The sequence below is a fragment of the Methylobacterium sp. yr668 genome (assembly GCF_900116245.1).
Lineage (GTDB): Bacteria > Pseudomonadota > Alphaproteobacteria > Rhizobiales > Beijerinckiaceae > Methylobacterium.
This window is the reverse complement of sequence record NZ_FOZY01000021.1, coordinates 51,349-65,557: the sequence shown is the minus strand read 5'-3', so window position 1 is coordinate 65,557 and position 14,209 is coordinate 51,349. Positions and strand designations below refer to the sequence as shown.

Sequence of the window (14,209 nt, the reverse complement as noted above, 5' to 3'; positions counted from 1 at the left end):
ATGGCGGACGCCTCCAACCTGCCGATCGCCGCCGGCCTCGCCGGCATCGCGGTGGCCGCCATCGCCTACGTGGCGGTCCTGCCCCTGCTCGGCGGCGAGCGCCGGGCCACCAAGCGCCTGAAGACGATCAGCGTCTCCGCCTCGGGTGCGGCGACCCGGGGCGTCGCCGTCAACCGGCGCGAGCAGGTCGCCAAGACGCTGAGCGAGATCGAGGCGAAGGCCAAGGGCGCCTCGAAGGCCAGCGTGGAATTGAAGCTCGCCCGCGCCGGCCTCGGCTGGACGAAGCAGACCTTCTACGGGGTCTCGGCCCTGAGCGGAGTCGTCTTCGGGCTCCTGCTCTTTGTCATCACCGACAACGCCCTGGCGGCGCTCGGCGCCGCCTTCGCGGGCGGCTTCGGCCTGCCGGCCTACCTGCTGCGCCACCTGCGGCTCAAGCGCATCGCGAAGTTCAACAAGGAGCTGCCCAACGCCGTCGACGTGGTGGTCCGCGGCATCCGCACCGGCATCCCGGTGGGCGACTGCTTCCGCATGGTCTCGCGCGAGGCCGAGGAGCCGGTGCGCAGCGAGTTCCGGACCGTGGTGGAGACGCAGGCGATGGGCCTGTCCCTCGGCGAGGCCTGCACGCGGCTGTTCGAGCGCGTGCCCACCGCCGAGGTGAACTTCTTCGCCATCGTGATCAACATCCAGCAGCAGTCGGGCGGTAACCTCTCCGAGGCGCTGAACAACCTCTCCACGGTGCTGCGCGACCGCGCCAAGATGCGCGGCAAGGTCCAGGCGATGAGCATGGAGGCCAAGGCCTCGGCCTCGATCATCGCCTGCCTGCCCTTCGCGGTGGCGGGCATCACCGCGCTCACCAGCCCCGACTACATCTCGCTGCTCTGGACCACCGACACGGGCAAGATCGCCCTGGTCGGCGCGGCGATCTGGATGTCCATCGGCATCTTCACCATCAAGAAGATGATCGCCTTCGAGTTCTAGGCGCGGTGCGCCGTCTGCCGGATCCCGCCCGATGATCGACGCCATCGCCGAGAAGCTGTTCGATCCCCGCTTCATGGGCACGCTGCTGACCGCCGTCGCGGCGGCCGCGACCGCCTACGCGGTGGCGCAGCCCTTCCTGGAGACCGACCGCCTCGGCAAGCGGATGAAGCTCGTCAGCGACGAGCGCGAGCAGATCCGGCGGCGCGAGCGGCTGAGCGCGGAGCGGGCCGGAAGCCGGGCGACGCTGCGCACGGAGCCGAAGGCCTACATGAAGTCGGTCGTCGAGAAGTACCAGCTGCGCCGCTGGCTCGGTACGGACACGGCCAAGCGCAAGCTGATGCAGGCAGGGTACCGCGGCCAGGGGGCGGAGACCGCTTTCCTGTTCTTCCGCCTCGTCGTGCCGGTCGCGGCGGTGATCGCGGCCCTGTTCTACCTGTTCGTGCTGGAGGTGCTCGACGCCTCGTACCTCATGCGGTTCGGGCTCGTGATCGGCGCGGCCTACATGGGCATCAAGGCGCCCGAGCTGTTCCTGGTGAACACCGCCAAGAAGCGCCAGACCGAGATCCGCAAGGCGTGGCCGGACGCCCTCGACCTCACGCTGATCTGCGTGGAATCCGGCATGGCGATCGAGAACGCGTTCCGGAAGGTGAGCACCGAGATCGCCACGTCCTCGGTCGTGCTGGCCGAGGAGCTCGCGCTGATGACCGCCGAGATGTCGTTCCTGCCCGACCGACGTCAGGCCTACGAGAACCTCGTGATGCGCACCGGCCTCGAGCCGGTGAAATCCGTGGCGACGGCGCTGATCCAGGCCGAGCGCTACGGCACGCCGGTCGGTCAGGCGCTGCGGGTGCTGAGCCAGGAGAGCCGCGACATGCGCATGAACGAGGCGGAGAAGAAGGCGGCCGGCCTTCCACCGAAGCTCACCGTGCCGATGATCCTGTTCTTCCTGCCGGTGCTGTTCGTGGTCATCATCACCCCGGCGGTCATCCAGATCATGCGGACGCAGTGACGGCCGGGACGCGCCAGGGGATGCCGCAGGGAATGCCGCAGGGAATGCCCTCGGACCGGCCTCAGCGGATGCGGCCGGGGCGGGTCGGCTCGAACACGATGCGGCGGTGGTAGGCGCACCAGCTCTTGCCGTCGGACACGGGGGCGCCGCAGCAGACGGCGCGGTCGTTCGGCTCACCGATGATGTACTTGCACACGAAGGCGCCGGACTGCGCGAAAGGCACGCGCAGGTCGGCCGACGGCTCCTCGAGGGTCTCGGCGTCGCCGATCTGGGACATGCGGACGAGTTGATTCATGGTGTCGATCGGCTCAATAAGCATCCTGCACGGTGGGTCGGGCGCCCGGGCAGACAGGGAAGGTTTGAACGCATCTCGTTCAGGCGACGTCCCCGTATCGCGTCCGCGAGCGGACCGTCCGGGGCGGCCAACACGATGCCGGCCGTACGGCCGACGCGATTGGCGTCATCATGGTGTCGTAACTGGGGTTACGGCTCTTTAAAACAAGACCAGCCTGCGCTGGATGCATCGGACCACGGTGCGGGATGCGTAGCTCCCCCGATACCGCGTGCACTCGATTGACATTGGCGCCGCTGACGAATCCCCCCGAACGCCTCTGTCCCGCGGCGGCCCGGGCGTGCAACGCGGTGCGACCTGTGGTTCTGTGAGCCCGCAACGCGAACAGAGCCGGATCCGCCGACCATGGCCCAAGCGCCCCTCGTGTCACCCGAATGGCTGCACGACCGCCTCGCGGCCCCCGACATCGTCGTGCTCGACGCCTCCTGGTACCTGCCCGCGGCGGGCCGCGATCCCGAGGCCGAGTTCCGCACCGCCCACATACCCGGCGCCCGCCGCTTCGACCTCGACGCCATGAGCGACACCGAGTCGAACCTGCCGCACATGCTGCCGCGGCCCGAGGTGTTCGCGGCGCGGATGCGCGCGCTCGGCGTCGGCGACGGCATGCAGATCGTCGTCTACGACGGGCAGGGGCTGTTCTCCGCCCCGCGGGTCTGGTGGATGCTCAAAGCCTTCGGCGTGCGCGACGCGCTGGTGCTGGACGGCGGCCTGCCGGCCTGGGTGGCGGCGGGCTACCCGACCGAGGAGGGCGACCCGCGCCAGCCCGAGCGGCGGCACTTCACCGCCCGCTTCGACCACGGCGCCGTGGCGGACGCGGACGACGTCGCCCGCGCCCTGGACAGCGGCTCGGCGCAGGTCGTCGACGCCCGCTCGGGGACGCGGTTCCGCGGCGAGGAGCCGGAGCCCCGCCCCGGCGTCCGGCCGGGGCACATGCCCGGCGCGCGCAACCTGCACTACGCGGCCCTCCAGCGCGACGGCCGGATGAAGAGCCCCGAGGAGTTGAAGGCAGTCTTCGCCGAGAACGGCGTCGATCCGGACCGGCCGATCGTGACCACCTGCGGCTCCGGCGTGACCGCGGCGATCATCGCGCTGGCGCTGGAGACCATGGGCCGCCCGGCGCGGGGGCTCTACGACGGCTCCTGGTCGGAATGGGGCGCCGACCCGGCCCGGGCGGTGGCGACGGGCGCGCCGTAGCGCGCGGCGATCGGACGCCGCGGAGGCGGGCGAGGTCGATGCCCGCCGCCCGCCGGCCCGTCGCAACTAGGCCGGCCGCACCGCGCGGCGCTTGTCGGCGGCGCTCCACTGCATCAGGCCGACCATCACCGCGATGGTGGCGACGTAGACCAGCCCCTGGAGGGCGGTCGGCCGGTCGGTGTAGCCGACCAGGGCGTGCAGGACGCGGCCCGGCCAGGAATTCTCGGCGATCACGCCGGAGCTGTTCCAGAGGGTGTATCCGAGAACTTCGACCACCCCGGCATTCGCCAGGAACTGCGCCGCCTGCGCGGCGAGGCCGGCCGCGAGGAAGATGATCAGGACGCTGGTCACCGAGAAGACGTAGCGGCTCGGAATCGAGGCGAGCCCGAGATAGGTCACCGCCGAGAGGAGCGCTCCGGCGCCGATGCCGGCGACCGCACCGAACTGGATGTCGGCGCCCGAGGTGCCCGAGGCCACGAGGCCGTAGAGGAACAGGACCAGCTCGGCCCCCTCGCGCAGGATCGCGGCGCCGATCACGATCGACAGGGCCGCCGCCTCCCGCTCGCCCGAACGCACCGCCGCGCCGGCGGCGCGCAGTTCGCCCGCCAGCTCCTTGCCGTGCTTGCTCATCCAAGTGTTGTGCCAGATCAGCAGCAGCACCGCGACGATCAGGACCGCGGCGTTCAGGATGTCCTGCCCGCTGCCCTCGAACGCGTCCGAGATCTTCTCGGCGAACAGCGCCACCAGGGCGGCGCCCGCGAGGCCGCCGGCGATGCCGAGCAGGACCCAGCGCATCCGGCCCGGAATGCCGCGGGTGGCGGCCAGCACGATGGAGATGATGAGGCCCGCCTCGATGACTTCGCGGAAGGCGATGACGAAGGCGCCGATCATGGCGGTCTCCAGGGTTTGTGAGGTCGTGTGACGCGGCGCGCGCGGACCGCGCGCTACCAGATCCAGAACAGGAGCACCCAGTTGGCCACCGAGAGGGCGGCCGCCCCGGCGATGCAGGCCGAGGCCGCCACCCGGCGGAGGCCGCCGGCGGCGAGACCCGCCACCCGCCAGGCCAGCCAGACGCTCCACAGGCTGGCGCCGGCGAGCAGGCCCGCGCGGATCTCCGCCACGTAGGGGATCACGATGCCGTCGCCGCGCAGGAACGTCACGGTGAGCGCCGACAGGCCCAGGAACACGCCGCAGCCCGCGACCGGGATCAGGGTCTGGGTCAGGTGGTGGAAGCGCCGGAGCGACCAGCCGCCGAGGCTCAGGGTCGCGAGCGCCACGATCCCCGACAGGGCGAGCCCGAGGACGAGCGTCGCGGCGCCGATGTAGGCCAGCAGCAGCCCACCGTCGAGGAGCGTCATGACGTCGTTGCGGTCGGGGTAGTTCGTCAGCACGAACCAGGGCGCCGAGTGCTCCAGGGGCCACGTCGTCCCGCGCTCGATGAGCCACGTGGCCGCCCATTGCTTGGCATCGACGAACCAGGGGCTCGAGGACCACTGGAAGGCGCCCACCGCCAACGCCAGCATGCCGAACAGGATCAGCATGGTCTGGTCGAGGCTGGGCTCCGCGCCGGCCACGTGGACGATCTCGTGGTTGGGCGAGCGCAGGGCGAGGCGCACGGCGCCGCGGTGGCCGCTGCAGCGGCCGCACATGTGGCAGGCGCCCGCGCCCCGCATGGTCTTGACCGGCACGAGGGGCGCGCAGTTGAAGGACTCGGTGCCGCCGACGGGCTTGGGCGAGTCCGCCCAGGCGGCGCGGTCGACCTGGAAGCTCACCGGCGCGAGCTTCGACAGCACCGCGAAGACGCCGTTGACCGGGCAGAGGTAGCGGCACCAGACGCGCTTGTTGCGCCCGTACAGCAGCCCGACCACGATCGCCGCCAGGGTCGAGCCGCCGAGCACCGCGAGGACCGGCTTCGGGTAGCCGTACACGCTGGTCATCTGCCCGTAGACGGTGGTTCCGGCGAAGGCCACGAACGGCCAGCCCTGCCAGGTGATCCAGCGCGGCACGGCGTAGCCGCGGCTCCACCGGCTCGCGAACTCGCTGAGGGCCCCCTCCGGGCAGAGCACGCCGCACCAGGCCCGGCCGACCAGCACCATGCTGACCAGCACGAATGGCCACCAGATCCCCCAGAAGGCGAACTGCGCGGCGAGCGTCAGGTTGGTCCAGATGTGGGCGGCGTTGTCGGGCAGCGGCAGCAGGGCCGGCACGATCACCAGCACCGCGTAGACGGCGACGATCAGCCACTGCACGGACCGGATGATCCAGCCGTACCGGCGCAGCGCGTCGCCGAACCGGGCGAGCCGCGCGTCGACCGCGGAGCGGCGCGGCGTGACGTCGGCGAGGGCCAGGGAGCCGGGCGCTGTCGTGAACGCGCTCATTTGGCCACCAGGGTCGCCTTCGCCTCCGGGTGGAAATCGTCGAACACTTGGTAGGTGCCGGCATCGAGGGTGCGGAACACGATCGCCGAGGTCGAGCCCGCGGCCAGCGCCTTCTCGCGCCGCAGTTCCGTGCTCTCGAACTCCACCGGCGTCTGGCCGGTGTTCGAGATCTCCAGCTTGAACCGGGTGTTGGCCGGAACCTCGATTACCGTCGGGATGATCACGCCGTCGCGCATCTCCACCTTGATGACCGGCATGTCGTCCGCCCGCGCGGGCACGGCGGCCGACGCGGCGGCGACCAGCAGCAGCGGTAGGGCTCGGAGGAGGGAGCGCGGCAGGCGGGACACGGTCAGCTCCGGCACTCTCAGTAGGCGCCCTTCTTGCCGACGCCGGCGAAGGTGAAGTCCTGGGTGATCTCGAAGGGCTCGAACCACGGGCCGACGCCCGTCTCCTTGTCGACGTGGCGGCCGAAATGGCTGTCCTTGCCCGGGGGCGCGACGGTGACCTTCAGACGGTAACGACCCGGGCCGAACAGCTTGACGTTGTCGCCGTAATGCGGCCCGTCATTGGCGACCATCGGCATCAGCATGCCCGACACCGTCTGGTCGGTGGGCTTGTCGCCGTCGAGCTTCACCGCCTCGAAGCGGACGGCGAGCGCCGGCACCCAGTCCCCTTCCGCGAAGCCGTTGCGGTTGTCCTTGGCGGCGCGGATATCGGTCTCGAGGTGGATGTCCGACTTGGCGGCCTCGCGCATCATGCCGGGCGGATCCATCTCGATCGGCTGCAGATAGACGGCCGCGACCTCCAGGCCGTTGCGCGTCACGTGCGGACCGATCGGCACCTCCTTGGCGGCCGCGGCACCGGCGAACGCCAGGAGCGAGGCCGCGGCGAGGCCGCGGAGAACCGGGAGGATGTGCGAGGCGTGCATGCGACCGCACATAATCCAGGCCGCGGGAAGATCAAACCGGAATCGCACGACAGTCAAATAATAACAATTCTAATCTGTCCATCAGCCGAATCGACATTACGGTATTCGCATGTCGTTGCATCGAAAAAGGTCGATCACGGCGCACTTTCACGAAGCTATTCGCGGTGCGATGCCCTCTGGATCTTGACGAATCCAACGCGGGCTGGATCGTCACGCCAGTGCCATGCGACGAACCGAGGATGCGAGGCAGCAAGGCCATGGATCGCACGATGGCCCGCGATCACGAGCGCGCGACCCGGCTTGCGCGGCCCCGTGCCGCGTTTTAGCAAATGCTATACTTTTCTGTGAGTCGGATGAGATCCCGTTCCGTGTCCCTGGTCCGCACTGCGGCGCTCGTCCTGGCCGCCCTTCTCCTGGCGCCCGCCGCCGCGTGGGCGGCCGACATCTCCCCGCCGCGCCCAGTCGAGGCGCCGTCCTACACCGACTGGTCGGGGGGCTATGTCGGCCTCGAGGGAAGTGCCGGCGGGTCCTACGGCGCCTACAATTTCGGTCCGACGACGATCGGCGCCCGGCCGGTCCCGGCCTTCAAGAGCGGCGATTCCACCGGCCGCAGCGACCAGGGCAAGAACGCCACGACGGCGGTCGGCGGCCTGTTCGGCGGCTGGAACTGGCAGGCCGGGCCGTGGGTCTACGGCGTCGAGGCGAGTCTCGACGCGGCGAATCTGAAGCGGCCCGTCCCCTCGACGATCGCGGGCTTCGGCTACGCGGACGTGGACCCGGCCTTCAACATCGTGCGCGCCAAGACGGATCTCTACGGCACCCTGCGCGCCCGGCTCGGCTACAGCTTCGACCGCTACCTGATCTACGGCACCTTCGGCCTCGCAGGGGCGAACGCACGTATCCTGGCGAATTACCCGGACCTCGACACGGGCGGCCAGACCACTGCGCGGCGGGACCTCGGCTACGTCGGCTTCACCCTCGGCGCGGGCGTGCAGTACGCCATCACCGACAGCCTCGCGCTGGGCATCGACTACCGCTACATCGATCTCGGGGGCAGCCGGCGCTTCCCGCTGGGCACGGTGCCCGGCGACGCGGGCGGGCCGGTCACGACCCGGGCGCGCTTCACGTCCAACGAGCTGTTCGCGCGGCTGATGTGGTTTCCGGACGGGCTGAAGGTCCCCCCGGACCGGGACGAGACCGCCCCGCACGATCCCGACAACGGCGATACCGGCCGCTTCTCGCTCCACGGCCAGACGACGCTGATCGCGCAGGGCGTTCCCGGCTTCCGCTCGCCCTACGAGGGTGCGCAGAGCCTGATCCCCCATCAGGCCCGGCAGACCACGACGGCCACGATCTTCCTCGGCCTCAAGCTCACCGATAGCACCGAGGTCTACTACAATCCCGAGTTCAGCCAGGGCTTCGGCCTGTCGCGGACGCTGGGCGTCGCCGGCTTCGTCAACGGCGAGGCGCAGAAGGCCGGCGCCCCGTTCCCGAAGCTGCGCTCGAACCGCTACTACGTGAAGCAGACCTTCGGGCTGGGCGGCGAGACCGTCGAGGTACCGGACGGCCCGAACCAAGTGGCCACCCGCTACGACGCCGAGCGGATCACGCTGATCGCCGGCAAGTTCGCGCTGGGCGACTTCTTCGACGGCAACATCTACGCGCACGACCCGCGCGTGGACTTCTTCAACTGGTCGCTCTGGGGTGCCTCGGCCTGGGATTTCCCGGCGAATCTCCCGGGCTTCACGCAGGGCGTCTACGCCGAGTACAACCGGCCCGAGTTCGCGATCCGCGCCGCCTACACGCAGGTGCCCAAGGAGCCGTCGAGCGACGTGCTCGACCCGCGGGTGTTCCGGCGCGCCGGGCTGAACGTCGAGTTCGAGGAGCGCCACGTCCTCCCCTGGCTCGATCAGCCCGGCAAGATCCGCATCGGGCTGTTCTCGAATGTCGGCGTCTCGGCCAACAACCGCGACGTCGTCACCCTGACGCAGCTCGGCCTGTTCGACGACATCAACGACGCCGTCGCGGCGACCCGCCGCCCCCGCCGCAAGACCGGCGGCTACATCAACCTGGAGCAGGCGCTGACGCCCGAACTCGGGCTGTTCGCCCGGGCGAGCCTGAACGACGGGCGCACCGAGAACATCTCGTTCACCGACATCGACCGGAGCTTCTCCGGCGGCCTGTCGCTGAAGGGCAAGGCCTGGGACCGCCCCGACGACACGGTCGGCATCGGCGCCGCAATGAACGGGCTCTCGCCCTCGCACCGGGCCGCCTTCGCGGCCGGGTATCTCGGGCTGCTGATCGGCGACGGGCGCCTCAACTACGGTACCGAGCGCACGCTGGAGACCTACTACGCCCTGAACCTCACGAAGTTCGTCACGCTGACCTTCGACTACCAGTTCATCGACAATCCCGGATACAATCGCGACCGCGGGCCGGCGCACTTCTTCGCCTCGCGGCTGCACGCCGATTTCTGATCGGCGCCGGTGAGACGGCCTCCGACCGGAGCGTTCGGACGCTATGCGTATTCGCGAGCGAAGCGATCCGGTCCGGGCTCCGGACGACACGCACCCTGGGTCGCTGCGCTCGCTACGACGGCGGCATCGCCCGATGGCGCGGCCCTGCTCACTCCGCCGCCTCGATCGCGGTCGCCCCGAAGATCGCCTCGAAGGCGGCGCGGAGCTGCATGTCGACCTCGGCCATGCTCACCGGCAGGCCGAGATCGACGAGGCTTGTCACGCCGTGCTCCCGGACGCCGCACGGCACGATCCCGTCGAAATGCGCGAGGTCGGGCTCCACGTTCAGGCTGATGCCGTGGAAGCTGACCCAGCGGCGGACCCGGATGCCGATCGCCGCGATCTTGTCTTCGACGCCGGGCCCCTTCTCGGGCCGGCGCACCCAGACGCCGACCCGGTCCTCGCGGCGCTCGGCGCGGACGTTGAAGGCGGCCAGCGTCTCGATCAGCCACGCCTCCAGGCTCGCCACGTAGGCGCGCAGGTCGCGGCTGCGCCGGTCGAGGTCGAGCATCACGTAGGCCACCCGCTGGCCGGGACCGTGATAGGTGTACTGCCCGCCCCGCCCCGTCGCGTGGACCGGGAACCGGTCCGGCGCGACGAGATCCTCCGGCCGGGCCGACGTGCCCGCCGTGTAGAGCGGCGGGTGCTCCAGCAGCCAGACGCATTCGGGCGCCGCGCCGCGGGCGATCGCCTCCGCGCGCGCCTCCATCCAGGCGAGGGCGGCGGCGTAATCCACTGCCGCGTCGCTCACGCGCCAGCCCACCGGGCCGGCGACCGGATCGGTGCCGGGCCGCTTCGGGAAGGCGGGCGGGCTGACCGTGAGGCGGGGCGCGTTTACCAAGAGTTCACCATCCTGCGTCGATGGTCGAAGCCTTCAACATCCGCGGCCGGCGGTTGCAAGGTTCCGGCTGCGAGACGGGATGGCGGACGGTGGCGGTCTTCGAGACCCTGAAGGTCGATCTGACGGTGGTGCTGGGCCGGGCCCGCATGCCGCTGCACATGCTCCTCCGGATGGGCCGCGGCGCCGTGATCGAGCTCGAAGCCAGCGACAGCGACATGGTCGAGATCCTGGCCAACGACCACCCGATCGCGCGCGGGCAGATCGTGGTGACGGGCGACCGCATCTCCGTGGAGGTGACCGAGCTGATCCGCAAGGCGGCCTCGATCGTCGAGCCGGGCGTCAGCATCGGCGACGGCGCGGCGCCTTTCCTGGACGGCGGCTACGATTCCCCGTGACTGCGCTTGTCGGCGGCGGGACGATCTGTTATCCGCTGCGCCGCGCGACACGAAAGCGGCCCCGGGTTCTCCCGCGGCGCGCGACGGTCGAGCGAACGGACCGGTCTTCGCGTCCGATGCGGCCATGGCGGAATTGGTAGACGCGCTAGCTTGAGGTGCTAGTCCCGAGAGGGGTGGAGGTTCGAGTCCTCTTGGCCGCACCACATTGTTTCGGTTGCCCGGATCTTCGGCAACCCAGATGTGGCGCATGACAGGGCGGTGCGCCGCCGATCACGATACACCATTATCTGAGCCGACGCGCCGGGTCGCGACGCGCGTGCCGTTCGCACGCCGGGCACAGGCGCCTGCGCCCGGCCAGGGGTTGCGCGAGAACCGCGCGCATCATTCCGCGCCGGGACGTCGCGGGATCGGCGGAGGCCGGTCACCGTCCCGATCAGGGAGCCGACGGAGCACCGGAAGCCCGCAGCAGGGCGGCCTCCCTGTACTCGCGCGGGGTCAGGCCGTGGCGGTCCTTGAACCGGCGGGAGAAGTGCGCCTGGCTGGTGAACCCGCAGCCGTAGGCGAGCATCCCGATCGACAGGTGCAGGCAGGCTGGGTCGGACAGCCGCTTGGCCGCAGCCGCCAGCCGGCGCTCCCAGATCCAGTCGGAGATGTGCTGGCCGCGCTCGTGGAACAGCTCCTGGAGCCGGCGCAGCGAGACCCCCGTGGCGGCCGCGAGCTGGGGCGGGTCCAGTCCCGGATCGTCCAGATGGGCCTCGACATGTGCCTTCGCGCGCTGAACGACGACGCTGCCGTGGACGGGGCGAGGCACATCCTGCGCGAGCCGCTCGGCGAGGCTCGCCACGATCAGGTCGACCGCGATCGCCGACATGCGCTCGGCGGCGTCGGGCGTGAGCTGGTGCCGCACCCGGATCAGGTCGTGGATGAAGCCGGTCGCCAGCGTGGCCGACGCGAGGTCCGCCCCGACCGGACAGGCCGGTGTAGAGCCGTGTCGAGCCGAGCACGCCTTCCAGGCGCTCCCGCGGCAGCTCCAGGAACAGGGCCTGGCTGTCCCTGTGGGTCGTCAGCACGGAGGGGCGATGGTCGAGCACGACCATGTCGCCCGGCCGCTGCACGGCCTCCCGGCCGTCCTGAACGCTCGTCGACAGGCCCGCGAGCTTGAACAGCACCACGACCATCCCGGCCCTGTCGTGGCGCCGGGCCGCGCTGGGCGTCGTCTCGCATCGCAGGGCGCTCTGCGTCAGGCGCGAGAGGTACAGCGCGCCGATCTCCGCGACGTCGAGCCTGCCCCGGAACGGCCCGTCGTCGAGGCGCTCGACCTCGATCGGCACGAGCCGCTCCCCGAGAAGGTCTCGCCAAAGCTTGAAGCCGCTCCGGGGGTGGAGACCCTCCGTCGAAAACACTGTCTGCATAGGCAATATCTGAAGTCGCGGCCGCGCCGTTCGGCCACGCAGCGATCGTTGAATACCGATCGCTGCGTATCTTTAGATACAATTTCACGCTCGGACGATCCAACAATACCGTCAATTCCGAAACAATTATATCTCAACGGATAGATCAGAGGCGATCCTCGGTCACAACGACGATAAACGCCCGCCCCGACCACATCGGGAAGACGGGATCGACACGTATCGGCAGCCGAGCCGCGTCTTCGGGCGATCCCGAGTGCACGGGGCACAGCACCGTCGGACGAGCGCCCGCTGTTCACCGGCGCGACGGCGGCGCTCAGCCTGAGCGGACCGCAACCCGGCCCTGCATTGACTTCGCAGCCGCACACACGCATATCGGCGATGCAGCGTCAGCGGCCGCCACGGCCCGCTTGAGGGGGCTGCGTGACGGATCGGGCGCCACCCGGCGTGATCCGGCCCCCCTCTTCATAACGTGCATGCACCCGGGCCGCCCCATCACGCGGGCTGCCCCCTGCCAACGGACCGGCTCATACACGGCACAGCTCGCGAGCGACGCGAGGCGCCCGGCCGGCCCTGCTGCATCGGATACATCCTTGACCCAATTCACCGATTTCGGCCTCGCCCAGCCCGTGCTGCGGGCGCTCAGCGAGGCCGGCTACGTCGCGCCGACCCCGATCCAGGCCCAGGCGATCCCGCCGGCCATGGCGGGCCGCGACCTCTGCGGCATCGCCCAGACCGGCACCGGCAAGACCGCGGCCTTCGCGCTGCCGATCCTGCACCGCCTCTCGCTCTCGGACCGCCGCGCGCCGCGCCGCGGCTGTCGGGTGCTGGTGCTCTCGCCGACCCGCGAGCTCGCCAACCAGATCGCCGAGTCGTTCACCGATTACGGCCGGCACCTGTCCTACACCACGACGGTGGTGTTCGGCGGCGTCACCATCAGCCGCCAGGAGCGGGCGCTGGCGCCGGGCGTCGACGTCCTCGTCGCCACCCCCGGCCGGCTGATCGACCTCGTCGACCGCCGCTCGCTGACCCTGGAGGGCGTCGAGATCCTCGTCCTCGACGAGGCCGACCAGATGCTCGATCTCGGCTTCATCCACGCCCTCAAGCGCATCGTGAAGATGCTGCCGCAGAAGCGCCAGAGCCTGTTCTTCTCGGCCACCATGCCCAAGAACATCGCGGGCTTGGCGTCCCAGTACCTCACCGATCCGGTCCAGGTCGCGGTGACGCCGGTCGCCACCACGGCCGAGCGGGTCGAGCAGGAGGTGATCTTCGTCCATACCGGCGCCAAGCAGGCGCTGCTGGGGCACATCCTGCGCGATCCGGCGATCGAGCGCGTGCTCGTCTTCACCCGGACCAAGCACGGGGCGGACCGGGTCGTGCGCGGCCTCGACAAGGTCGGCATCGCGGCCGCCGCGATTCACGGCAACAAGAGCCAGCCCCAGCGCGAGCGGGCGCTGGCCGCCTTCAAGGACGGCTCCTGCCGGGTCCTGGTCGCCACCGACATCGCGGCCCGCGGCATCGACGTCGAGGGCGTGAGCCACGTGGTCAACTTCGACCTGCCGAACGTGCCGGAGAGCTACGTCCACCGGATCGGCCGCACGGCCCGCGCCGGCGCCGACGGCCTCGCCATCTCGTTCTGCAACGACGAGGAGAAGGCCTACCTGCGCGACATCGAGCGCGTGACCCGGCAGAAGGTCCCGGTGGCGGGCTTCCCCGAGGGCTTCACCCCGCCGTCCCGCCAGGAGGCCGCCGAGATCGCCCGCGAGGAGGAGCGCCGGCCCGAGCGTCCGCAGCAGCGCCCCGGCGGCGGCCGCCAGGGCCAGCGGCCCCGGCAGCAGCAGGGCCGTCCCCAGCAGGGCCGGCCCGAGGGCGGCCGCGGCTTCGGCGGTCCCGGCCAGGGCGCGCCCCGGCAGGGCCGACCCCAGGACGGCCGCGGCGACAACCGCGGTGACAATCGCGGCCACGCCCCGCAGGGCCGCGACGCCCGCGCGGACCGGCCCGCCCGCCCGCAGGGCGAGCGCCCGAATCAAGGTCGCCCGAGCCGCGACGCCCGGCCCCAGCGCGCCGATGCCCGTCCGCGCAGCGGCGGTGGCGGCGGCGAGGGTCGCAGCATCGGCTGGCTGGAGCGGGCGCCCCGTTCCTGAGCGAAGATGGCCTGAGTGACGATCGAGCCGCCCGGGACGGATCCGTCCCGGGCGGCTTCGTTTCC

The 14,209-nt window shown here is 70.7% G+C and carries 12 protein-coding genes, 1 tRNA gene and 1 pseudogene; 7 read left to right on the top strand and 7 right to left on the bottom strand.

Annotation, left to right across the window (positions count from 1 at the left end; translation table 11 throughout):
- Entirely contained in the window at positions 1 to 978 is a 978-nt protein-coding gene (locus BM419_RS22400) for a type II secretion system F family protein (protein WP_020095644.1), read from the top strand.
- Positions 979 to 1,009: 31 nt separating this feature from the next.
- The gene (locus tag BM419_RS22395) at positions 1,010 to 1,987 is read left to right on the top strand and encodes a type II secretion system F family protein (protein ID WP_091927711.1); all 978 of its coding nucleotides are present in this window, start codon (positions 1,010 to 1,012) and stop codon (positions 1,985 to 1,987) included.
- Positions 1,988 to 2,048: 61 nt separating this feature from the next.
- Here the strand turns inward: BM419_RS22395 and BM419_RS22390 are convergent, their stop codons facing one another.
- The gene (locus BM419_RS22390) at positions 2,049 to 2,282 is read right to left on the bottom strand and encodes a GcrA family cell cycle regulator (RefSeq protein WP_091927710.1); all 234 of its coding nucleotides are present in this window, start codon (positions 2,280 to 2,282) and stop codon (positions 2,049 to 2,051) included.
- 402 nt (positions 2,283 to 2,684) lie between these two features.
- Between BM419_RS22390 and sseA the strand changes: the two genes are divergently transcribed.
- A complete protein-coding gene (gene sseA, locus BM419_RS22385) occupies positions 2,685 to 3,533 on the top strand; it encodes a 3-mercaptopyruvate sulfurtransferase (protein WP_056526232.1) in 849 nt (282 codons plus the stop codon).
- A gap of 66 nt (positions 3,534 to 3,599) precedes the next feature.
- Here the strand turns inward: sseA and BM419_RS22380 are convergent, their stop codons facing one another.
- The 4 genes from BM419_RS22380 to BM419_RS22365 are packed head-to-tail and all read right to left on the bottom strand — an operon-like array spanning position 3,600 to position 6,839.
- Positions 3,600 to 4,424: an FTR1 family iron permease gene (locus BM419_RS22380; RefSeq protein ID WP_042672594.1), complete on the bottom strand. Its 825-nt coding sequence runs from the start codon at positions 4,422 to 4,424 to the stop codon at positions 3,600 to 3,602.
- A 53-nt stretch (positions 4,425 to 4,477) separates the two neighbouring features.
- Positions 4,478 to 5,911 carry a 4Fe-4S binding protein gene (locus BM419_RS22375; protein ID WP_020095638.1) on the bottom strand — a complete coding sequence of 478 codons (1,434 nt, stop codon included), beginning with the start codon at positions 5,909 to 5,911 and terminating at the stop codon, positions 4,478 to 4,480.
- The gene (locus tag BM419_RS22370) at positions 5,908 to 6,258 is read right to left on the bottom strand and encodes a cupredoxin domain-containing protein (RefSeq protein WP_091683039.1); all 351 of its coding nucleotides are present in this window, start codon (positions 6,256 to 6,258) and stop codon (positions 5,908 to 5,910) included. The genes BM419_RS22375 and BM419_RS22370 overlap by 4 nt, the downstream gene beginning before the upstream one ends.
- Positions 6,259 to 6,275: 17 nt before the next feature.
- Positions 6,276 to 6,839 (bottom strand): iron transporter, encoded by a 564-nt coding sequence (locus tag BM419_RS22365; protein ID WP_207904130.1) that lies wholly within the window; start codon positions 6,837 to 6,839, stop codon positions 6,276 to 6,278.
- Between the two features lie 353 nt (positions 6,840 to 7,192).
- On the opposite strand from BM419_RS22365, the gene BM419_RS22360 reads away from it, so the two are divergent.
- Entirely contained in the window at positions 7,193 to 9,316 is a 2,124-nt protein-coding gene (locus tag BM419_RS22360) for a carbohydrate porin (RefSeq protein ID WP_091927708.1), read from the top strand.
- Between the two features lie 148 nt (positions 9,317 to 9,464).
- Here the strand turns inward: BM419_RS22360 and lipB are convergent, their stop codons facing one another.
- Positions 9,465 to 10,196, bottom strand: a complete 732-nt coding sequence (lipB, locus tag BM419_RS22355) for a lipoyl(octanoyl) transferase LipB (protein ID WP_091927707.1) — start codon at positions 10,194 to 10,196, stop codon at positions 9,465 to 9,467.
- Positions 10,197 to 10,285: 89 nt separating this feature from the next.
- On the opposite strand from lipB, the gene BM419_RS22350 reads away from it, so the two are divergent.
- Both BM419_RS22350 and BM419_RS22345 read left to right on the top strand, forming a co-directional pair.
- Positions 10,286 to 10,591, top strand: coding sequence for a FliM/FliN family flagellar motor switch protein (locus BM419_RS22350; protein WP_091927727.1), 306 nt, complete (start codon positions 10,286 to 10,288; stop codon positions 10,589 to 10,591).
- A gap of 118 nt (positions 10,592 to 10,709) precedes the next feature.
- A tRNA-Leu gene (locus BM419_RS22345) sits at positions 10,710 to 10,794 on the top strand.
- A 230-nt stretch (positions 10,795 to 11,024) separates the two neighbouring features.
- Here BM419_RS22345 and BM419_RS22340 read toward each other — a convergent pair.
- Positions 11,025 to 12,003, bottom strand: a pseudogene (locus tag BM419_RS22340) (helix-turn-helix domain-containing protein).
- Positions 12,004 to 12,593: 590 nt separating this feature from the next.
- On the opposite strand from BM419_RS22340, the gene BM419_RS22335 reads away from it, so the two are divergent.
- Positions 12,594 to 14,144: a DEAD/DEAH box helicase gene (locus tag BM419_RS22335; RefSeq protein ID WP_020095631.1), complete on the top strand. Its 1,551-nt coding sequence runs from the start codon at positions 12,594 to 12,596 to the stop codon at positions 14,142 to 14,144.
- Positions 14,145 to 14,209: the final 65 nt, after the last annotated feature.

What these genes read in the sequence shown, in the direction of transcription:
- BM419_RS22400 (WP_020095644.1), top strand. Translation starts at nt 1, where the DNA reads ATGGCGGACGCCTCCAACCTGCCGATCGCCGCCGGCCTCGCCGGCATC.
- BM419_RS22395 (WP_091927711.1), top strand. Translation starts at nt 1,010, where the DNA reads ATGATCGACGCCATCGCCGAGAAGCTGTTCGATCCCCGCTTCATGGGC.
- BM419_RS22390 (WP_091927710.1), bottom strand. Translation starts at nt 2,282, where the DNA reads ATGAATCAACTCGTCCGCATGTCCCAGATCGGCGACGCCGAGACCCTC.
- sseA (WP_056526232.1), top strand. Translation starts at nt 2,685, where the DNA reads ATGGCCCAAGCGCCCCTCGTGTCACCCGAATGGCTGCACGACCGCCTC.
- BM419_RS22380 (WP_042672594.1), bottom strand. Translation starts at nt 4,424, where the DNA reads ATGATCGGCGCCTTCGTCATCGCCTTCCGCGAAGTCATCGAGGCGGGC.
- BM419_RS22375 (WP_020095638.1), bottom strand. Translation starts at nt 5,911, where the DNA reads ATGAGCGCGTTCACGACAGCGCCCGGCTCCCTGGCCCTCGCCGACGTC.
- BM419_RS22365 (WP_207904130.1), bottom strand. Translation starts at nt 6,839, where the DNA reads ATGCACGCCTCGCACATCCTCCCGGTTCTCCGCGGCCTCGCCGCGGCC.
- BM419_RS22360 (WP_091927708.1), top strand. Translation starts at nt 7,193, where the DNA reads ATGAGATCCCGTTCCGTGTCCCTGGTCCGCACTGCGGCGCTCGTCCTG.